A 22137-nucleotide genomic window follows, 5' to 3' on the forward strand; every position below is an offset into this window, starting at 1 on the left:
TACAAGCCTCAATTCCAAAAGCTGTGCCAAAGTATCAAGTCTGTTACAGTTTATTTGGTAATCTATTGGTTTACAGGGGCTTTTTTGAGCGGTTTCAGTATAATTACGATAGCAATTAGTTATGCCGATAGATATGATTTACTGTCTACATAATAGGAATATCTAGTAGAATTACTAATTTTTTAACCCTAAAAGAAAAGATGCCAAAAGGCGATTACGCTAAAATTATGTTTTTTGAGGTTTCTTTTTCGCTGCGGGGAAAAGAACATTATTTAAGATCAAGCGGTATCCTGGTGAATTAGGATGTAGATTTAAATCTGTTGGCGGATCGCCTACGGCATGTTGATAATCTTCCGGATCGTGCCCGCCATAAAAAGTAAACTGGCCTTTGCCAATTTCTCCATGTAAATACCTTACCTCTGCAGCACCTTTATTTTCACCCAAAACAGTCACACTTGTTTTAACTAAACTCTTTCTGAAAGCCGTGGTTTGCCCCATAAAACCTTTAATCACTTTATCATGATCTTGGGTAAGCATGGTTGGGACAAGATCCCATTTGGCTGAAAAATCGAATAAAGTAAAGTAATCGTTGGTTTGGTTCAGTGTACGGGTTTGAGTAGCGTCGATATCCGAAAATTCATAGTTCATTGGGTTGTTATCTAACTTAAAATTCTGGAAGGCCAAGGTTTTATTAAAATCCAGTTTACTTTGTGCATTTGGGTCTGCAGCATCACCATCAAACATTTGGGCGCAAATATCTACCCCATCAGCAGCAAGGGCAATGTCGAAACTATCAGTGCCCGAACACATTGCAAACAAAAAGCCTCCACCAGCACAATATTCTTTGATGTGTTTGGCAACGGCTAATTTCATTTCAGAAACCTTTTTGTATCCCATGCGCTTAGCTAAGGTTTCCTGGTTTTTTACATCTTCCTGGTACCAGGTTGCGTACCTGAAATTAGCCCAGAAACGGCCGTACTGGCCGGTAAAATCTTCATGGTGCAAATGTAACCAATCGTATTTGCTCAATTTATCCTGTAAAATATCATCATCATAAATTACATCGTACGGGATTTCGGCGTAGGTTAAAACGAGTGTAACGGCATCATCCCATGGTAATTTGCTTTTTGGAGAGTAAACCGCAATTTTTGGTGTTTTCTCCAGCTTAACCATCTCCATATTCACCGCAGGATCGCTGATTTCGTTTAAAAGGTTGGTTGCCTTTCCATCGGCCATTACTTCGTAAGATACGCCACGGATTTTAAGCTCGTCTTCAACTGTTTTATTGTATTTAATTAAAAAACTTCCGCCGCGATAGTTTAAAAGCCAATCAACCTCCAGTTGTTTGCTGATTGTCCAATAGGCAATACCATATGCTTTAAGGTGGTTCTTTTGGTCTTCATCCATGTAAATTAACAAAGAAGAAGCCCTTAGCCCCAAGGAGCAAAGCAGGCAAATGAGCAGGATATAATATTTCTTTATCAAATCGGTATGCTTAAAACACTAAAATACCGCATTTAAACTGTATAGAAAAATTTAATGATGTTATAAGTTATACAATTTTGTTATTTTTGCCCTCTACTAAAAAAATACGATTGTTTTTTTAGTGAATAAAATTTAAAATTAGTACCGATATTGATATGAGTAAAGCAATAATAAAAACAGAAAAAGGCGAAATGACTGTAGAATTCTACGATAATGATGCGCCGAAAGCCGTTGCAAACTTTAAAAAATTAGCTAAAGAAGGCTTTTATGATGGTGTAACTTTTCACCGTGTAATTCCTAACTTTATGGTTCAGGGCGGATGCCCAAATTCAAAAGACCCAGCTAAAGCACATTTGGCAGGTACTGGTGGCCCAGGTTACAAAATTGACTGCGAACTGGACGGAGAAAATCAATATCACGATCGTGGTGTTTTATCTATGGCTCACGCTGGCCGCAATACTGGTGGTTCACAGTTTTTTATCTGCCATAGCAGAACAAATACCGCTCACTTAGACCGTAATCATACTTGTTTTGGTAAAGTAGTTGAGAATGTAGACCTTGTAGATGATATTCGCCAAGGTGATAAAATTTTAAACATAGAAGTTTTAGAAGATTAGTGCGCAATGCGTTTGGCGATAAGCGTTTAGCGCTAATACCAATTGCTCAATATTTAGGTTTTAAAACATTAGAAAACGCGATGCGTTTGGTGGCAGGCGTGTTATAACGCTAAACGCCAAACACTAACCGCTAAACACACATAATATGAATTTAAGAGGAATTGTTGCCGTATCTGGCAGACCGGGTTTATTTAAACTGGTTGGACAAAATAAAGTAGGTTACATTTTAGAAGGCTTAGATGCTCAAAAAACTAAAGTTGTTGCCAACATCACCAACACAAAATTAGCTTCGTTAGAAGATATTACTGTGTATGGCGAAGATGAGGAAATTAAATTGGCAGATATTTTTGCTAAAATTTCAGCAAAAGGATCTACTCCGGATTTGAAAGGCGATTTACGTGCTTACTTTCTTGAAGTAGCACCAGGTCACGATCAAGAGAAAGTTTATGCTTCTGATATGAAGAAAATTATCACTTGGTATAACTTATTAAAAGACCTGCCATTGTTTACTGAAGAAACTCCAGAAACGCCGGGTACACCAGCAGAGGTTAAGTTATCAGAAGAAAAAGCAGCTTCAGATAAAAAACAAAAAGCTACAGGATCTAAAGCATCAGCAAGTGCTAAAGCAACTACTAAAACTTCAGCGCCAGCTAAAAAAGCAAGCATGACGAGTAAAAAAGGCGTTTAAGCTTTATTTACCGAAATTATAGCGAACACCAGGCAATTTGTCTGGTGTTTTTTTATGGGTTTAATCGAAGAAATAATAAAGCAAAGCTATAATAACCAATGATGCAATAATGCTGATCCATAGGTATTTATTGTTGCCATTCTGATTGCTTTTATATCTATACTCCCGTTTATATTTATCTAATAACATAATTTCTTTTATTTAATGATGATTTTTATTCGCGTTTTCCATATTCCCATCTTACTATAACCATTGTCATTGCTAAGCGTGATGTCATTATATAATATGCCCGAGGTAAACATAATTTAACCACAGATAAAAAGGATGCACACAGATATAAAATCCGTGTTTATCTGTGTGCATCTGTGGTTAAAACCCTTAACTTAATGGCATTGTTCTAAGCGTGATGATAAGGTTCTCCTTTTAAAATGCTAAATCCCCGGTAAAGCTGCTCTACAAAAAACAATCTGATCATTTGGTGAGAAAAGGTCATGTCAGACAGCGAAATTAACCCGTTTGCCCTTTTGTAAATGGTTTCATCAAATCCATAAGGGCCGCCAATAATAAAAATTAAATGCTGCACGCTACCAACCATCTGTTTATTTAAGTAGTTTGAAAATTCTACGGATGAATATTTTTTTCCTTTTTCATCCAATAAAATAACAACATCGCCATTGTTAATTTGTTTATGCAGCAACTCTGCTTCTTTTGCCTTTTGCTGGGCCTCGCTTAGGTTTTTAACATTCTTTACATCTGGCAAAGCCACAAAACTAAAGTTAATATAGTGCTTTAAACGGTTGATGTATTTATCAATTCCTTCAATTAGATATTTATCTTCTGTTTTGCCAATGGCGATCAGTGTAATCTTCATTTAATATTTTGCCTATCTTTAGAATTTCGAGATTCAAACTTAGAGAAAATTGTAACAAAAAAGACAATCTATCGATCTTATACCTTCGAAAATATATACACCGAAGCGATATCATGTTAAAACAACAAGTAGAAATAATAGCCGATTACGATCAAAAAATTAAGCAGGTTACTGCTGATATAGCAGAGACCAAAAAAATAATCGATCAACTTTCTTTCATCCGGATAGGCCTGTTCCTGGCCGAAATTTTATTCTTTATTCTACTGTTACGTTCTGCAGATGATGGATTACGCACATTAATTCAGCTTGCATTATTGGTGCCGATTATTGCCTTTGCCTTTATTGTGCGCAGGCAAAGTAAGCTAGACCGCGAAATCGATTTTAAAAAGCAACTCTTATGGGTTTATCAGAATGAATGGAATGTTTTAAACGGAACAGCGAATGGCTATGATCATGGTAAGGCTTTCGAATCTGAACTGCATCCCTATACTTCCGACCTTGATATTTTTGGAAGTGCATCGCTGTTTGCACTGATCAACCGTTGTAGTACCAAAAGCGGAAATAACCTCCTGGCTAAAAATTTCGCAGAAAAACCGACCAGAGATAAGATATTACTCCGTCAGGAAGCCATAAAAGAAATAACAGATAAGATAGCAGAAACTTATAGTTTCAGGGCTAATCTGCATGGTTACGACCCAGATAAAATAGAGCAGATTAAAATACAGCTTAAGCACCAATTGGGCGCACAATTGGAATTTGTAAAGGGCAGTTTTTTGAGGTTTTACGTCAAGCTGGTACCTTATATTTCTGTTGGTTTAATTTTGGCGGCACTTCTTATCAGCGCTGCTTTTTGGAAAATACTGGCACTTCTATTTGTAATACATACAGGGTGGAACGTTTTATTAGGCTCAAAAATTAACAAGGTTTTTTACACTTTTGGCGGAAGTTCGAGTCTGTTAAACGGTTATGCCAGTGCTATTTTATGGACAGAGAATCAAAACTGGAAAAGTTCGTATACCTTAGGTTTATTAGATTCAAAAATCCCGGTAAGCAAAGAAATTAAAGGCTTATCCAAAATTATCCAGAATTTTGATGCCAGGCTGAATATCCTGGTTGGCGGTATATTGAACGCACTTTTGCTTTGGGATTTAAAGTGCTGCATCAGTTTAGATATTTGGTACAAATCATCATCCGAGGATGTGATTTCGGCCCTTGACCATTTAGGCGATTTTGAAGAACTGATTTCATTGGCCACAACAGCCTATAATCAGCCAGATTGGGTTTTTCCAATGGTAGCAGATCAATTTGCATTAGCCACCACTCATATTGGCCATCCGCTTATTAACGAGCAGGTTCGGGTGGATAATGATTTTCATTTAGAAACCAAACCAACTGTAGATATTGTAACGGGTTCTAACATGGCCGGCAAAAGCACTTTTCTACGTACTTTGGGTATTAATATGATATTGGCTTATACTGGTGCACCGGTTTGTGCCAAAACCATGCAATTATCGGTTTTTTCGATCAATACTTATATGCGGATTAAAGATTCACTGAACGAAAGCACCTCTACTTTTAAGGCAGAGTTAAACCGCCTGAAAATGATTTTAGATAATGTAGTTAAAGACAAAGATACCTTTGTATTGATTGACGAAATGCTGCGGGGTACAAACAGTAGGGATAAATATTTGGGCTCGAAGGTTTTTATACAAAAGCTGATTACCGAAAAAACACCTGCACTTTTTGCTACACACGATTTACAACTGGCAGATCTGATTATCGATTACCCCGAAACCGTCCGTAATTTTCATTTTGATATCCAGATCACCGAAGGTGAAATGAAATTTGATTATTTACTAAAACACGGACCGTGCAAGACTTTTAACGCAGCTATTTTGCTGAAGGAAATTGGCTTAACCTTGGATTAATGTGCTGTCAGATGTTACCATCCGACTGTACATCGAACATCTGTCTGACAATAAAAACATCAGTTAAACCTATTATCGCGGTATTGTTTCGGCGAAATGCCCATGATGCTTGAAAAGAGCCGGCTAAAATAGTAAGGATCGTTAATGCCGACTTTTTGTGCAATTTCGTTAATCCGCAGGTTGGTGAACAGTAAATATTGTGTGGTTTTCTGAATTTTGAGCTGGTTAAAATAATCGATCGGTGAGGTTCCGGTTTTCTTTTTAAAAATGGCCGATAAATAGGAAGGTGAAAGGTAGACAGCCAGTGCCATTTCCTTTAAACTAAGCATCTTTTCAATGTTTTTCCGCATAAAATCTATAACCTCTTCAACTTTATCAGGTTCCATAATTTTATCGTTAACGAGATGTTTATCGGTATAAACAACTTCAGCAATGTATTGGTGGAAACATAAATTGGCATAAATTATATTTTCTCTACTAAAACCTCTTTCCAGTCGGTTGTAAATCGTGTCGAACAACATGTTCCGTTCTTCACTAAAACCCGCATAAGCCTTATAATTCTGTAACGAAGCAACCAGTTGATCAGCACCGGTTCCGGAAAAATGGAACCAATAAATAGTCCATGGTAACGCTGGGTCAGCTTGGTAAGTATGTGCTATTTCTTTTGGGATAATAATGAAATTACCGGCTTCAATATGATAATTGGTATCCTGAAATTCTACGTTTCCTTTTCCTTCTATGCAATAAATCAAAATATGCTGTTCTGAACCATTATTTCTTTTTATATAGTGATTCAATGCCTTACGGTAATAACCAATATCGGTAATAAATAAATTGTTTATGATTTCATTTTTAGTGCACTGTTTTATAAGTACATTCCTGGGGATGATAAAGGCTTTTTGAAAATCAAAACTATTTTTCTGTCCTACTTGGCGTTTCTCCATTGTGATTCTTGATAAAAAGTAAGATAATCCATTTTTTGAGCAAGTTAATACATTTTTGTGTTTTATTTTTTTATTGATCTTTGGTTTAAAGGGAGCGAAATCTTAGCGATTTAGTCTAATAGCCGCCTCTATTGTAATTTTTGATAAATGTTTAGCTTAATTTAACTTTGTATACAGTTAAGAAGCCTAAAAATTAGCTTAAATTTATTCTAACCAAAATGTTATTGAAAAAGAAAATATTATTTGCATCAGGCTTCGTACTGGTTGTGATTACCTTAATAGCCTTTTCGCTTTTTTCGTCGGAGAAACCGATCGATTTTAACACGCAGGTTAAGCCCATTTTAAATAAAAAATGTATCTCCTGTCACGGAGGGGTTAAACAGCAAGGCGGTTTTAGCGTATTGTTTAGGGAAGAGGCTTTGGCTAAAACTAAAAGCGGCAAACCGGCAATTATTCCAGGCAATCCGGAGGATAGCGAATTTATCAAACGCTTAAAATCAAACGATCCTGAAGAAAGGATGCCATATAAGCACCCCGCTTTAAATAATGATGAAATTGACATTTTGAGTGGCTGGATAAAACAAGGTGCAAAATGGGGCAACCATTGGGCTTATGTTAGTGTAAAACCGACTGAATTGCCAGATGTGGATAATGATTGGATACGCAACGATCTGGATAAATTTATTTTTGCAAAACTTGAGGAAAATAAACTTGAGCCATCTAAAACTGCTGATAAGGCTACCCTATTAAGAAGAGTAAGTTTAGATCTGATCGGTACTTACCCATCTGATAAGCTGGCCAAATTCTATTTGAACAGTAAAGACGAACAGGCAGCCTACAATGTGCTGGTTGATAGTTTGCTGGCTTCGCCTAAATTTGGCGAGCGCTGGGCATCGATGTGGCTGGATATAGCACGTTATGCCGATACTAAAGGCTACGAGAGTGATCCTAACCGAAATATCTGGAGTTATCGCGACTGGGTGATTAAAGCCTTTAACCGCGATATGCCATATGATCGATTTATTACCGATCAGATTGCCGGTGATTTATTTCCAAATCCAACTGATGCCCAATATATTGCTACGGCTTTTAGCAGAAATACGCCAACCAACGATGAGGGGGGAACCAATAATGAAGAATTTAGAACGGCAGCGGTTTTAGATCGTGTAAATGCCACCTGGGAAGGGTTAATGAGTACAACTTTCTCTTGTGTACAATGCCATAGCCACCCATACGATCCTTTTAAACATGATGAGTATTATAAATTCATGTCGTATTTTAATAATACAAGAGATGAAGACGTTTCTGCAGAATACCCATTACTTAAAGATTTTAATGATAGCCTTAAAAACGAGCTCGATCATTTAACCAGCTGGGTTAAAACGGTTGCAGGTAAAGAAAGAGCTGCCGAAGTTGATTTATTCTTAAAAACTGGTCAGCCGGCAATAAACTCTACAACGGCCGATGAATTGGTAAATTCAGTAATCGGTAATCATAACATTGCACTTTATTTTAAAAATAGTTCATCTGCAAGGTTAAAATCTGTAAACCTTGAAAATGTTGACCAATTGATTTTCCGCTACAACTGCAGCAAACCTGGTGGTACAATGAGTTTACATTTAGGCTCACCAAACGGCCCTGTTGTAAAATCGTGGAAACTCGCCCAAACTGAAGGTTATGAAAATGTAGAAATAGATTTTGCAAAGCAAAGTGGGTTAAAGGATGTGTATTTAAAGTATACCAATCCTTCGGTAAAAAATCCTGACGAATTTATGGTGTACTTCGATTGGTTTTATTTTACCAAGCAGTTTCCCGGAAAAGGCAAGCCTGAGTATGTGGCCAATAAAAAAAGATTTACTGATTTAATGAATGCAAAGGTGCCAACAACACCGATTATGGTCGAAAACCCATTGAGCATGCAGCGCAAAAACTATGTATTTGAGCGTGGTGCATGGACTTCGAAAGGCAAAGATGTTAAAGTTGGTGTACCTAATTCTTTGGCTTTTGCTATGCCTAAAAACGCACCTGATAACCGGATGGGTTTAGCCATGTGGCTTACCGATAAAAGAAATCCTCTTGTATCGAGAACAATGGTGAACCGATTATGGGAGCAGTTATACGGAGCCGGTTTGGTAGAAACTTTAGAAGATATGGGCACCCAGGGAATGGCGCCTACCCATCAGGAACTTTTGGATTTTATGGCTTATCAGTTTATGTACAAATACAACTGGAGCGTTAAAAAAATGTTGAAGGAACTGGTGATGATGGGTACTTACAGACAAGATAGTAAGGTAACCGAAGAACTGAAAGAAAAAGATCTGTTTAATAAGTTTTACGCCAGGGGTTCGCGGATCAGGTTAAGTGCTGAGCAAATCAGAGATCAGAGCCTTGCTGTTTGTGGAGTATTAAGTAATAAAATGTACGGACCACCCGTAATGCCCTGGCAACCCGAAGGAATTTGGTTTTCGCCTTATAATGGTGCTAAATGGGTGCTCAGTGGTGGGGAAGAACAATACCGCAGGGGAATTTATACCTATTGGAAAAGAACAGCCCCATATCCATCAGCTATTGCCTTTGATGGCGCATCGAGAGTGGTTTGTAGTCCGCGGCGTATCCGAACCAATACCCCACTTCAGGCCCTGGTAACCTTAAATGATAGTGTTTATATCGATCTGGCAAGAAAACTGGCGCTACGCATGGAAAAAGTAGGAGGAGGTACCAGCAGATCTAAAATTGCCAAGGGCTATGAATTGATCTTATATAAAACGATCCCTCAAAATAGGTTAAAAGTATTCGAAGACCTGTATGCCAAGGCTTTTGGCGAGTTTAGAAAAAATTCGGCAAGTGTATCGGCATTTATGGGCGATAAACAAAAGAAATTTAAGCCAGAAGAAGCAGCAATGGTACTAGTAGCCAATGTAATGCTTAACCTGGATGAAGTGGTTACCAAAAATTGATTTGATCAGTTATGACAAGAGACGAATTAAATGCACATAGGTTAATTAAAGAAGCACATGAAGCAAATGCACGCCTAAACTCGCGGCGCCATTTTTTAAAAGAAAGTGCGATGGGTTTGGGTGCTTTGGCAATGGGTTCGTTATTGGGTAGCTGCGGTAATCTTTTTTCGAGTCCACAAACAAAGATTGCTTACGATCCTGCACACCCCTTATTGCCAAAATCGCCACCACTTGTAGGCAAGGCCCGAAGTGTAATTTATTTGCACATGGCAGGTGCTCCATCTCAATTAGAATTGTTTGATTTTAAACCAGAGCTCATGAAAATGGACGGCCAGGATTGCCCTCCATCATTACTTGCCGGGAAAAAATTTGCTTTTATTACCGGGGTGCCTAAAATGTTGGGTCCACAGGCTAATTTTGCCAAATATGGCCAATCAGGTGCCTTGGTGAGTGATAATTTACCGCACTTTTCTACTATGGTAGATGAGGTAAGCTTTTTAAAAGCTGTTAAAACAGATCAGTTTAACCATGCTCCGGCGCAGCTGTTGGTACATACAGGGTCACCGCGATTGGGCAGACCAAGCATGGGCAGCTGGGTAACTTACGGTTTGGGATCAGAAAACCAGAATTTACCGGGATATGTAGTATTGACCAGTGGAGGGAGTTTTCCTGATGCCGGAAAAAGTGTTTGGGGAAGTGGTTTCTTGCCCTCTGTTTATCAGGGTGTACAATGTAGAAGTGAGGGAGATCCGGTACTGTTTATAAAAGATCCCGATGGAATGAACCGGGATTTGAGAAAAGCATCTATCGAAGCCATTAATAAAGCTAACGAGCAGCAATATCAAGAGTATAACGATCCTGAGATTTTATCGCGGATAGCACAGTATGAAATGGCTTACCGCATGCAGATATCGGCACCAGAGGTGATGAACATCAATGATGAACCAGCCTACATTCACGAAATGTATGGTACACAACCAGGTAAAGCATGTTTTGCCAATAATGTGTTGCTTGCCCGTAAACTGGTAGAAAAAGGAGTACGTTATGTGCAGTTATTCGATTGGGGATGGGATGCGCACGGCGATAATCCAAACAACTCACTTAACATCGGACTGAAGAATAAATGCAGAACCATTGACAGGCCAATTACCGCTTTATTACTCGATTTAAAACAACGTGGTTTATTAGAGGAAACCCTGGTTGTTTGGGGTGGTGAATTCGGGCGTACGCCAATGATGGAAAACAGAAATGGTATTCAAAATCCATTTAAAGGTAGAGATCACCATACAGAAGCATTTACCATTTGGATGGCCGGTGGAGGTGTAAAAAAAGGATTTACACACGGCGAAACAGACGAAATTGGCTATAGTGCCGTAAGTGGAAAAGTTGATGCTTTTGATATTCAAGCCACTATTTTAAACCAGTTGGGCTTCGATCACGAACAATTTACCTATCCTTTTCAGGGGAGGCCATTTAGGTTAACCGATGTGGCAGGTAAGGTGATCTCAGAGATTGTAGCTTAAGTCAGGAGTCGGAAGTCCTGAGTCCACAGTCTATTAACCGATTAACCGAATGACGAATCTACAAATGAACCAACAACAAGTGAACCAATGAACCAAACCAGAAGGAAATTCTTACAAAATACAGCTGTTGTAACGGCAGCATCAATTTTAGCCCCCATTCAAAACATGAGCGCCAACGAACTTAAAAATACAAAAGCAAAAGCTGGCTACGAACTATTATTTATGCAAACTGATTGGGGTTTTGGAGGTACAAGAGATGAGTTTTGCGCAGCAGCCAAAAAAGAAGGATATGAAGGCATTGAAGTATGGTGGCCTGGTGAGGACAAAGCGATAAAAGAACTTTTTGATGCGGTTAAGAAATATAAACTGGAAATCGGGTTTTTATGCGCTGGATCGCAGTCGAACATAACTGAGCACTTCGCTTCTTTCAAAAAAAGTTTAGATACCATTTGTGCCAATACTTATCAAAAACCGGTTTACATTAATTGCCATTCTGGAAAAGATTATTTCACTTACGAAGAAAATAAACAGATTATCGATTACGCAACGGCCAAGAGCAAATCGTCGGGCATACCGGTTTATCACGAAACGCATCGTAGCCGTATGATGTTTGCTGCACATGTTGCTAAAAATTTTGCGGAGAAAAATCCAGAATTGAAATTCACTTTAGATATTTCGCATTGGTGCAATGTGCACGAAAGTTTATTATCTGACCAGAAACAGACCATCGATTTTATTTTAGAAAAGGCAGAACATATCCACTCGCGGGTTGGGCACCCCGAAGGACCACAGGTAAACGATCCACGGGCACCAGAATGGGCAAAAGTGGTAGAAGCACACCTGGCCTGGTGGGATAAAATTATAGAACGCAAAAAGAAAAACGGCGAGCGTATGACCATTCTTACCGAATTTGGCCCGGCTGATTATATGCCTACCCTGCCTTATACGCGCCAACCCCTTGCCGATCAATGGGCAATAAATGTTTACATGATGAATTTATTAAGAAAGAGATATCAATAAGATGTTAGAGTTTTTCGGCCGCTTTCACCCAGTTTTTGTCCACCTTCCTATCGGAATTTTGTTACTTGGCTGTATTTGTATTCTCTTATCATTTGTTGCAAAGTTTATCAACCTAAAACCAGCCATTCCTGTTATGCTGCTTCTAGGTGCGTTAAGTGCTGCAGTATCTTGCATTACTGGCTATTTATTGGCCAATGGTGGCGACTATGATGGAAAACTCGTGAGTAATCATCAATGGATGGGAATCAGTGTTGCTGTTATATCTTTTATATTGTGGATTATTTACCAAAAGGTTAAATCAAATGCCATACTGGGTACAATAGCGGTGGTTCTCATCGTGCTCATTTCCATTACAGGGCATTTAGGAGGTTCTTTAACCCACGGTTCTGATTATTTAACCGCGCCGTTAAAATCGGGCAGTACAAAAGGTGGTGCAGCCATACCACCAATTCCAAATGTTCAGGAAGCCTTTGTTTACCAAAATGCTATTCAACCACTTTTTCAGAACAGGTGTTATAGTTGCCATGGCAGCGAAAAGCAGAAAGGCAAGCTAAGGTTAGACCAAGAAGAATATATTTTAAAAGGTGGAAAAGATGGACGCACCATAGTAAAGGGTAAAGCTGATGATAGTGAGCTGATGAAGCGGGTTTTATTGCCGTTGAATGATGAAGACCACATGGCACCTAAAGAAAAACCTCAACTCACTAACAATGAGATTGCCTTATTAAAATGGTGGATTGATAATGGCGCCGATTTTAAAAAGAAATTTAAAGACCTTCCCCAGCCAGAAAATATAAAAACAATTTTAGCCAGCCTACAGAAAGGCGAAAGCGGGGCCGAGCAAATCAAAGCCAGTGATATTCCAACTGAAGAGGTATCGGCAGTTGATAATAAAGTATTGAAAAAATTTACCGATGCAGGGATTACCGTATTCCCGGTTGCCCAGCATACCAATTACCTTTCGGCCAATTTTATCAATGCACAATCGATGGGTAAAGATGTTTTGGACCTGATAAAATCAATCGAAAAACAGCTCCTTTGGCTTAAGTTAGAAAACAATAAAATAAACGATCAAACCTTAACTGCAATAAAAGATTGCAAAAACTTAACCAGGTTAAACCTAAATAATACCCAGATCACAGATGCAGGTTTAGCATCGCTGAAAGATTTAGATCAGTTACAATCATTGAGTCTTGTCGGGACAAAAATTACTGCAAAAGGGATTAATCAATTAAAGAAACTGAAAAATTTAAAATTTCTGTATGTATATCATACCGGGATAGGTAAAGTAGATTTAGCCAGTATAAAAAAACTATTGCCTAAAGTAAGTTTAGATACCGGAAACTATAAAGTACCAATGATAGCGCAGGATACTACCGTGGTTAAAGCACCGTAGTTGCTCGATCAATGAATTGAATTAACTAAATGGTATCGCTAATTTAGATAGGATGTCAGATCGTAATAGCTGATGTCATGCCAAAAATGTGCAGTCGGATGTTACCATCTGACTGATCCCGCAGGATTAAGCAATAATAAAAGCGTTCCTTTCAAAGGTACTGATTTGGGTATCGTATCAGGTCGTGTATCTGCCATTAAGAGCGCTAACAAGTAAAATGTAGGTAAAAAGTCTTTTCTATTCCTTGTTAATGATTTGTTAATATTAAACTTGCAACTTATGGCAATTAATTGATAGCGAATGATTAATGCAAGTGATTTTGGCCAAAATTTTTTATGGGGCGTGGCTACTGCTGCTGCTCAAATAGAAGGTACAGCTACCCAGTACGGTAAAGGTCCTTCCATTTGGGACACCTTTACGGCGAAAAATGGAAAAATAAAAAAGAATCACAAATTAGATCCTGCTTGCGATTTTTATCACCGCTATGCTGAAGATATAGCTTTAGTTAAACTGCTTGGCTTTAAAGTGTTTAGGTTTTCTATTGCCTGGTCGCGCATTTTACCTGCAGGTAGGGGAGAGATTAATCAGGAAGGCATCCGTTTTTATCACAATCTTATCGATGAATGTTTAACCCATGGAATAACACCTTACATCACGCTTTACCATTGGGATTTGCCGCAGGCTTTAGAAGATGAGGGCGGCTGGACAAGCTTTAGCATCAATGCTGCTTTTAATGCTTTTGTGAGTATCTGTGCCTTAGAATATGGCGATAAAGTGAAAAACTGGATTGTGTTGAATGAACCTTTCGGTTATACTTCTTTGGGCTATATGTTAGGCGTTCATGCCCCAGGGAAAACAGGATTAGGTAATTTCTTTTCAGCGGTATTACATACTGCACTGGCCCAGGCAGATGGGGGCAAGATTTTACGCGCAGAAATTAGCAAGGCTAATATCGGAACTACTTTTTCTTGTTCGGAAGTAATCCCAAGTACCCAGAGTGATAGCGATATCCTTGCTGCAAAACGGGTAGATTGCCTAATGAACCGCCTTTTTGTAGAACCTACACAGGGCATGGGGTTTCCCACTGCCAATTGGGATGTGTTAGAAAAATTTCAGATCGAATATGGTACCTGGCGGCTTCACGAACGGATGAAATTTGATTTTGACTTTATTGGTCTTCAGAACTATTTCCCTTTGGTGGTTAAGTATAATGCCTTTATTCCGGTTATTCAGGCCTGGGAGGTAAAAGCCAAGAGCAGAAAAAAACCTCATACCGCAATGGGATGGGAGGTAAATGCTGATAGTTTCTATAATATCGTGAAACAGTTTGCTGCTTACCCAAATGTCAAAAATATCATAATCACGGAAAATGGTGCTGCTTATCATGATAAATTGATCAATGGTAGGGTAGAAGACCCTGAGCGGATCGAGTATTTCAAACTTTATTTAAATGCACTGTTGAAGCTCAAAAAGGAAGGTGTAAACGTAACTGGTTATATGGCCTGGACATTAATGGATAATTTTGAATGGGCTGAAGGATTTACTGCCCGCTTTGGATTGATTTATAACGATTTTAAAACACAGGAGCGCAGCATTAAAGATTCGGGCTATTGGTGGCAAAATTTCCTAAAAAGTTAGTTGATATATGGCTGTTTTTTTCTTCATTATTAAACAAATTCTTAAGTTTGGTTGATGAATGATAGAACAGTAGTTTACAGCACTTATTACAATCCGATGGAGGCCAATATTATTAAAGCTAAATTGGAAGATAGTGGATTTGCCTGTTTCCTGGCGGATGAAAATGTTGCAACCTTAAATCCACTTTACAATCAGGCCATTGGCGGTGTAAAACTCATTGTTTTTGAAAGAGATGTAGCGGCCATTAATGCTTTATTAGCTGAAGACAATAGTTTGGCTTTTGAATCATCAGATGAAATTGTTGATGAAGAAGAATCAGCGGAAGGTCAAATAGTTTGCGAGAAATGTGGCTCTACCAATGTGGGTTATGGAATGGCTACCGATAAAAAATACAGTATTTGGGCCACCATACTTGCCTTTTTAACCCTAACTACGCCCATTAAGGCCAATAAATGTCACCACTGCGACGATTGCGGTTATGAGTTTGAATGATTGTAGCGTTACTGTTAATTATTGCGTTTAAGTAACGTGTTATTAGCAATTAGATAGATGAAAAGAATACAACTTGCAATTGCCTGTTTATTGATTATTGGACTCGGCTGTAAAAAAAGAGAAAAAGTTGAAGGCGTTTTAGATACAAAAGCAAAAATAATTCGCGATTGCGTAGGGACATATATACAAACTGAAGGAGCTAAATTATATCGGGTTTGTAATATTGATAAAACAAATTCATTCGCGAACCAGGCAACGGTATCTATTAAATATGTTAAGATAACTGCTTGTAGTGGAGGTTTTAAAGAGATGTCCTGTTATAAAATGCCTATGCCTGATAATGGAATTATCGAAGTTGTGAGCATCATGTAGCCTTAATTCTCAAACAAAAATTAACAAAATGAGTCTTTGTTTTTTGAAGCGCAGGATCTGTAACAGCTATTAAGGTTTGTTCCCATGCTTCGCTATATCCTTACGCTGCGCTTCAGGGATGCCGCTGCGCCTGGAGCTAGAATGCTCATTTTCTGCAAGGAAGGCAAAATCTCCCTCATGGCATCCAGGGAATCTTTGTGTGAAAAGCACCGCTGTCTCTGCCATCTAAACCCGATATACGCGAATGCTGGTTCCTCCAACCAGCAGCAGCATTAGCGGGGACTAACCCCAAGCTAAGAATTACTGCAAAGCTTTCCAAAAAGAAGAAAATTACTGATTGCATCTTTTGAAGCGCAAGGCCAGTAGCAGCTATTAAAGTTTGTTCCCATGCTTCGCTATATCCTTACGCTGCGCTTCAGGGATGCCGCTGCGCCTGGGGCTAGAAAACTCATTTCCTGCAAGGAAGGCAAAATCTCCCTCATGGCATCCAGGGAATCTTTGTGTGAAAAGCACCGCTGTCTCTGCCATCTAAACCCGATATACGCGAATGCTGGTTCCTTCAACCAGCAGCAGCATTAGCGGGACTAGCCCCAACATAAGACCTACTGCAATTGCTTTCCAAAAAAAGAAAGAAAACTTAAAATTATCTGAAAACAAAAAATCCCGTTCTGATTCAACAAAACGGGATTGATACAATGTCATCCAAATCTCGAACTTCCGATTCCGGACTTCGGACTTCAGTCTACTAAAGCGCTGCCTTAGCCGCTGCTTCAGCCCGAATAATATTTAGTGCACCACCAGCTTTAAACCACTCGATTTGTTGATCGTTATAACTGTGGTTAACCGGGAATTGCTCCTGGGTGCCATCAGCATGGTGTAATACTAATGTTAATGGTTTATCTGGAGCGAACTCTGTTAAGCCTACGATATCGATGGTATCATCCTCTAAGATTTTATCATAATCATCTTTATCTGCAAAGGTTAAACCTAACATACCTTGTTTCTTCAGGTTAGTTTCGTGGATACGGGCAAAAGATTTTACCAATACAGCACGAACACCTAAGTGTCGAGGTTCCATAGCGGCATGTTCGCGTGATGAACCTTCGCCATAGTTTTCGTCCCCAACAACAATAGATCCTAAGCCAGCGGCTTTATAATCGCGTTGCGTTGCAGGAACCGGGCCATATTCACCAGTTAATTCATTTTTAACGTTATCGGTTTTATCGTTGAAATAGTTAACCGCCCCAATGAGCATGTTGTTAGAAATGTTATCTAAGTGACCACGGAATTTTAACCATGGGCCAGCCATTGAGATATGATCTGTTGTACATTTACCTTTGGCTTTGATTAAAAGTTTTAAACCTTTTAAGTCGGTACCTTCCCAAGGGGTAAATGGATCTAACAATTGTAAACGGTGTGAAGTTGGAGAAACCAAAACCTGAACGGATGAACCATCAGCTGCCGGAGCCTGATAACCTGCATCTTCTACAGCGAAACCTTTTGTTGGCAGTTCAAAACCTGTAGGTGGATCCAATTTAACCTGTTCGCCTTTATCGTTTGTTAAAGTATCGGTTAATGGATTAAAGCCTAAATTACCTGAAATTGCAATTGCAGCAACCATTTCTGGCGAAGCCACGAAAGCGAAAGTATTAGGGTTCCCATCTGCGCGTTTAGCAAAGTTTCTGTTAAACGAGTGTACGATCGTGTTTTTTTCTGCTTTTTCTGCCCCGGTACGGTCCCACATCCCAATACATGGTCCGCAGGCATTGGTAAAAATTGTTGCGTCTAAATCTTCGAAAGTTTTTAGGAAACCATCACGGTCTGCAGTATAACGTACCTGTTCAGATCCTGGGTTGATACCGAAAGCCGATTTGGTTACCAAACCTTTTGCAATAGCCTGGTTTGCGATAGATGCCGCTCTTGATAAATCCTCGTAAGAAGAATTGGTACAAGAACCGATCAATCCCCATTCTACTTTTAAAGGCCAGCCGTTTTTCTCTGCCTCCACTTTCATCTGCGAAACAGGAGTAGCTAAATCTGGTGTAAAAGGGCCATTTAGGTATGGCTCTAAAGTATCCAAATCGATCTCAATAACCTGATCGAAATAGTTTTCCGGGTCAGCATAAACTTCAGCATCGCCAGTTAAATATTCCTTTATTTTATTTGCTTCATCAGCAACTTCATTTCTACCCGTTGCGCGTAAATAACGTTCCATACTTTCGTCATAACCAAAAGTAGAAGTGGTTGCACCAATTTCAGCGCCCATGTTACAAATGGTGCCTTTACCCGTACAGCTCATTGAGGTGGCGCCATCGCCAAAATATTCTACAATTGCACCTGTACCACCTTTTACGGTAAGGATACCCGCAACTTTAAGAATTACATCTTTAGCGGCAGTCCAGCCGTTTAATTTTCCTGTTAACTTAACACCGATTAACTTAGGGAATTTAAGCTCCCAAGGTAAACCCGCCATTACATCGCAGGCATCAGCACCACCAACTCCAATAGCAACCATACCCAAGCCACCCGCATTTACGGTGTGCGAGTCGGTTCCGATCATCATTCCACCTGGAAAAGCATAATTCTCTAAAACTACCTGGTGAATAATACCAGCACCTGGTTTCCAGAAACCGATACCGTATTTGTTCGATACAGAAGATAAGAAATCAAAAACTTCGGCACTTTCGGTTTTAGCATGAGGTAAATCTATTGCAGCACCTTCTTTAGCCGTAATTAAGTGATCGCAATGAACTGTAGAAGGTACAGCCACTTGCGGGCGACCAGCCTGCATAAATTGCAATAATGCCATTTGAGCTGTTGCATCCTGCATCGCAACCCGATCTGGTGCAAAATCTACGTAGTCAGAGCCACGTTTAAACGCCGTTTTAGGATCTCCATCCCAAAGGTGTGTATACAATATTTTTTCAGATAATGTTAAAGGCCTGCCAACCACTTTACGTGCAGCCTCAACGCGGCTGCCAAAGTTTGCATAAACCTTTTTAATCATGTCTATATCAAAAGCCATACTTTATTTTTTATAATTATTGTCAATAATGAGACTAACTAAATTAAACAATTTTTAACAGACTTGTTTTTGTGAATTGTCAAATTGTGTTATTTAAAAACATTCTATTCAATTTTTACATTAAACAAAAAGGCTATCCGGTTTACCAGATAGCCTCGTTGTTGATTAACAAAAAATATGTTTATTTGTTTCTTATTGTTTTGTAGAAATAGGCGTAAATTTGGTTAAATTGATGCCTTCTACAGCTACTTTATACTCCTCAATGCTTGGAATACGACCTAAAATAGCAGAAAGAACCACTACCGGCGTAGATGCCAATAAAGACTCTCCTTTTTTACCATCTTTATCTTCCACTACGCGACCCTGAAATAAACGGGTTGACGTAGCCATTACAGTATCGCCTTTGGCCGCTTTCTCCTGGTTACCCATACAAAGGTTACAACCCGGACGTTCCAAGTACATGATGTTCTCATATTCGGTACGCGCTGCAGCTTTAGGTAAAGCATCGCTGAACTCAAATCCAGAGTATTTTTGTAAGTATTCCCAATCGCCTTCTGCTTTCAGCTCATCGATGATATTGTAAGTAGGAGCCGCAACCACCAACGGTGCTTTGAACTCTACTTTACCAGTAAGTGTCTCTACGTTTCTCAACATCTGAGATACGATTTTTAAGTCATCTTTATGTACCATACAAGAACCTACGAAACCAAGGTCTACTTTTTTATCTCCACCATAAAAAGTTAAGTCTCTGATGGTATCATGCGTATAACGTTTAGAAACATCTGCGTTGTTCACATCAGGATCGGCAATCATTGGCTCGTTGATAATATCCAGGTCGATAACTACTTCTGCATAGTATTTGGCATTATCATCTGGCATTAAAGCTGGCTTGATACCGGTTTTAATTTCTTCAATACGTTTGTTTGCTTTATTGATCAATCCTTGTAAAACCTGGTTATGATTGTCCATACCCTTGTCTATCATGATTTGAATACGGTTTTTAGCAATTTCTAACGATTGGATCAAAGTATCATCTTGCGAAATACAGATAGATGCTTTTGCTTTCATCTCTGCTGTCCAGTCTGTAAAGGTAAAAGCCTGATCAGCTAATAAAGTACCAATGTGTACCTCGATAATACGCCCCTGGAATACATTTTCGCCATCAAACTGTTGCAACATCTGCAATTGTGTCGCATGAACTACATCACGGAAATCCATGTGTTCTTTCATTTGACCTTTGAATGTTACTTTTACCGACTCAGGAATTGGCATAGAAGCCTCACCTGTTGCCAATGCCAATGCCACCGTACCAGAATCTGCACCGAAAGCTACGCCTTTAGACATACGGGTGTGCGAATCACCACCGATGATAATTGCCCATTCATCAATAGTAATGTCATTCAATACCTTGTGAATAACATCTGTCATTGAATGATATTCGCCTTTAGGGTCGCGGGCAGTAATCACACCGAAGTCATTCATGAACTTCATCAATTTAGGGATGTTTGCCTGTGCTTTTTTGTCCCAAACAGATGCGGTATGACAGCCAGATTGATAAGCGCCATCAACAATCGGAGAAATAACTGTAGCAGCCATCGCTTCTAATTCCTGAGCGGTCATCAAACCTGTTGTATCTTGAGAGCCTACAATATTTACTTCTACACGAACGTCAGAGCCGGCATGTAAAACCTTGCCCTGTGTTAAACCTACCGCATTTCTATTGAAGATTTTTTCCACAGCCGTTAAACCCTGACCTTCAATAGATACCTCTTTAGCAGGGGCGAATACTGGCGAAGGTTCGATAGCTAAAGTTTTAGCTGCAAAAGTTTGGATTTTTTTACCAAAAACGATAGCGTAAGAACTACCAGCTTTGATAAATTCCATTTTTTGCGGTGTCAACGCTTTTGAAATGTCGATCAGCTCTTGATCTCCATTGTATAATTTTTTAGTTTTTGTATTAATGGTAAGTACTGTGCCCGTTTCTATAGAATAAACCTGCTCTAAAACTGGCTCGTCATTTTCGTTACGGATAACATTGCCATTTTCATCCGTTTTCTTTACCCAGTTTTTAAGGTCGATACCAATACCGCCTGTTACATCAACTGTTGTTAAGAAAATTGGAGAAATACCATTGGTGCCACCTACAATTGGAGCGATGTTCACAAATGGAATATAAGGGCTAGATTTTTTACCCGTCCAAAGTGCAACATTGTTTACCCCCGACATACGTGAAGAACCTACACCCATGGTACCTTTTTCAGCTACCAGCATTACACTTTTATCAGGGTGTTGCGCTTGCAACGCTTTAATTTCCTCCTGAGCCTCTGGCGTAATCATGCATTTGCCATGCAATTCGCGATCTGAACGAGAGTGTGCCTGGTTACCTGGAGACAATAAATCTGTAGAAATATCGCCAATACCAGCGATAAAAGTTACCACTTTGATTTCTTCTGGTACTTCTGGAAGATTAGTGAAGAACTCAGCCCTGGCATAACTTTCTAAAATTTCTTTAGCAATGGCATTGCCATTGTTATAAGCTTCTTTTAAACGATCGGTATCTGCATCGTATAAGAAAACCTGTGTTTTAAGTACATCTGCAGCTTTATGGGCTTTATCACCATTATCGGCCAGCGCAATGTCTAACAACACTTTGATAGAGGCTCCACCTTTCATATGCGATAACAATTCGAAAGCAAAATCAGGTGTAATTTCTGCAACGATAGTTCCACCTAAAATAATTTCTTTTAAAAATTCTGCTTTTACACCAGCAGCTCCGGTAGTACCCGGCAAGGTGTTGTAGATGAAAAAATTAACAGCATCTGCCCTGTTAAAATTATTTACATTTTTGATTTGATCGATGATTTCACTCAATAATTCTGCTCCATCAATAGGTTTAGGGTGAAGACCTTGAACTTTTCTGTCTTCAATCTCCTGGATATAATCGTTATAAATACTCATCTTAGCTATTTTATTCTTTTTGTTATAAGATTGTGCAACAAAATGTACACCCGCTTTTACAAAAAAAGAATACTGTTTTGTATATTAATTTGCGTTTACTGAGCCAATAGGGCCGAGTTTTTTGGTTAAAACAAAAATAGCAAAAAACAACCCTTAAATGTAATTTAGGCAGGCGATTAAACAATTTGGAATTATTCTAAATAACAGTAAAAGAGCGGGATTA

16 protein-coding genes are annotated in these 22137 nt (G+C 39.1%); 10 read left to right on the forward strand and 6 right to left on the reverse strand.

Features of this window, described 5'->3' with window-relative positions:
- Window positions 1-225: 225 nt before the first annotated feature.
- Window positions 226-1407, reverse strand: coding sequence for an asparagine synthetase B (locus LQ201_RS17415; protein WP_230144815.1), 1182 nt, complete (start codon window positions 1405-1407; stop codon window positions 226-228).
- A gap of 233 nt (window positions 1408-1640) precedes the next feature.
- Here LQ201_RS17415 and LQ201_RS17420 point away from each other — a divergent pair, with 233 nt between their 5' ends.
- Both LQ201_RS17420 and LQ201_RS17425 read left to right on the forward strand, forming a co-directional pair.
- On the forward strand, window positions 1641-2102 hold the full coding sequence (locus tag LQ201_RS17420) for a peptidylprolyl isomerase (protein WP_029275450.1): 462 nt from the start codon (window positions 1641-1643) through the stop codon (window positions 2100-2102).
- A 145-nt stretch (window positions 2103-2247) separates the two neighbouring features.
- Window positions 2248-2790, forward strand: a complete 543-nt coding sequence (locus LQ201_RS17425; protein ID WP_057932097.1) for a DUF5606 domain-containing protein — start codon at window positions 2248-2250, stop codon at window positions 2788-2790.
- Between the two features lie 60 nt (window positions 2791-2850).
- Here LQ201_RS17425 and LQ201_RS25675 read toward each other — a convergent pair whose 3' ends face one another.
- Together LQ201_RS25675 and rlmH are read right to left on the reverse strand one after the other, a co-directional pair.
- Window positions 2851-2979: a hypothetical protein gene (locus LQ201_RS25675; RefSeq protein WP_256449212.1), complete on the reverse strand. Its 129-nt coding sequence runs from the start codon at window positions 2977-2979 to the stop codon at window positions 2851-2853.
- Window positions 2980-3187: 208 nt separating this feature from the next.
- Complete coding sequence (rlmH, locus tag LQ201_RS17430; RefSeq protein ID WP_108198206.1) at window positions 3188-3661, reverse strand: 23S rRNA (pseudouridine(1915)-N(3))-methyltransferase RlmH; 474 nt, start codon at window positions 3659-3661, stop codon at window positions 3188-3190.
- A 113-nt stretch (window positions 3662-3774) separates the two neighbouring features.
- On the opposite strand from rlmH, the gene LQ201_RS17435 reads away from it, so the two are divergent.
- Window positions 3775-5589 (forward strand): DNA mismatch repair protein MutS, encoded by a 1815-nt coding sequence (locus LQ201_RS17435; RefSeq protein WP_230144675.1) that lies wholly within the window; start codon window positions 3775-3777, stop codon window positions 5587-5589.
- 59 nt (window positions 5590-5648) lie between these two features.
- Here the strand turns inward: LQ201_RS17435 and LQ201_RS17440 are convergent, their stop codons facing one another.
- Window positions 5649-6533 (reverse strand): AraC family transcriptional regulator, encoded by an 885-nt coding sequence (locus LQ201_RS17440; protein WP_230144676.1) that lies wholly within the window; start codon window positions 6531-6533, stop codon window positions 5649-5651.
- A 218-nt stretch (window positions 6534-6751) separates the two neighbouring features.
- On the opposite strand from LQ201_RS17440, the gene LQ201_RS17445 reads away from it, so the two are divergent.
- The 7 genes from LQ201_RS17445 (at window position 6752) to LQ201_RS17475 (ending at window position 15931) form a co-directional block, all read left to right on the forward strand.
- Window positions 6752-9490: a DUF1553 domain-containing protein gene (locus LQ201_RS17445; protein ID WP_230144677.1), complete on the forward strand. Its 2739-nt coding sequence runs from the start codon at window positions 6752-6754 to the stop codon at window positions 9488-9490.
- Between the two features lie 11 nt (window positions 9491-9501).
- Window positions 9502-11013 (forward strand): DUF1501 domain-containing protein, encoded by a 1512-nt coding sequence (locus LQ201_RS17450; RefSeq protein WP_230144678.1) that lies wholly within the window; start codon window positions 9502-9504, stop codon window positions 11011-11013.
- An 87-nt stretch (window positions 11014-11100) separates the two neighbouring features.
- Window positions 11101-12033 carry a sugar phosphate isomerase/epimerase gene (locus LQ201_RS17455; protein ID WP_230144679.1) on the forward strand — a complete coding sequence of 311 codons (933 nt, stop codon included), beginning with the start codon at window positions 11101-11103 and terminating at the stop codon, window positions 12031-12033.
- 1 nt (window position 12034) lies between these two features.
- Window positions 12035-13429 carry a c-type cytochrome domain-containing protein gene (locus LQ201_RS17460; RefSeq protein WP_230144680.1) on the forward strand — a complete coding sequence of 465 codons (1395 nt, stop codon included), beginning with the start codon at window positions 12035-12037 and terminating at the stop codon, window positions 13427-13429.
- 300 nt (window positions 13430-13729) lie between these two features.
- Window positions 13730-15067: a GH1 family beta-glucosidase gene (locus LQ201_RS17465; protein WP_230144681.1), complete on the forward strand. Its 1338-nt coding sequence runs from the start codon at window positions 13730-13732 to the stop codon at window positions 15065-15067.
- 54 nt (window positions 15068-15121) lie between these two features.
- Window positions 15122-15559: a putative signal transducing protein gene (locus LQ201_RS17470; protein ID WP_230144682.1), complete on the forward strand. Its 438-nt coding sequence runs from the start codon at window positions 15122-15124 to the stop codon at window positions 15557-15559.
- A 57-nt stretch (window positions 15560-15616) separates the two neighbouring features.
- Entirely contained in the window at window positions 15617-15931 is a 315-nt protein-coding gene (locus LQ201_RS17475) for a hypothetical protein (RefSeq protein ID WP_230144683.1), read from the forward strand.
- Between the two features lie 745 nt (window positions 15932-16676).
- Here the strand turns inward: LQ201_RS17475 and LQ201_RS17480 are convergent.
- Together LQ201_RS17480 and LQ201_RS17485 are read right to left on the reverse strand one after the other, a co-directional pair.
- Window positions 16677-18956: an aconitate hydratase gene (locus tag LQ201_RS17480; RefSeq protein ID WP_230144684.1), complete on the reverse strand. Its 2280-nt coding sequence runs from the start codon at window positions 18954-18956 to the stop codon at window positions 16677-16679.
- Between the two features lie 192 nt (window positions 18957-19148).
- A complete protein-coding gene (locus LQ201_RS17485) occupies window positions 19149-21914 on the reverse strand; it encodes a bifunctional aconitate hydratase 2/2-methylisocitrate dehydratase (protein ID WP_230144685.1) in 2766 nt (921 codons plus the stop codon).
- Window positions 21915-22137 lie beyond the last annotated feature (223 nt).

It is taken from the genome of Pedobacter sp. Bi126, from assembly GCF_918698245.1.
Classification (GTDB): domain Bacteria; phylum Bacteroidota; class Bacteroidia; order Sphingobacteriales; family Sphingobacteriaceae; genus Pedobacter.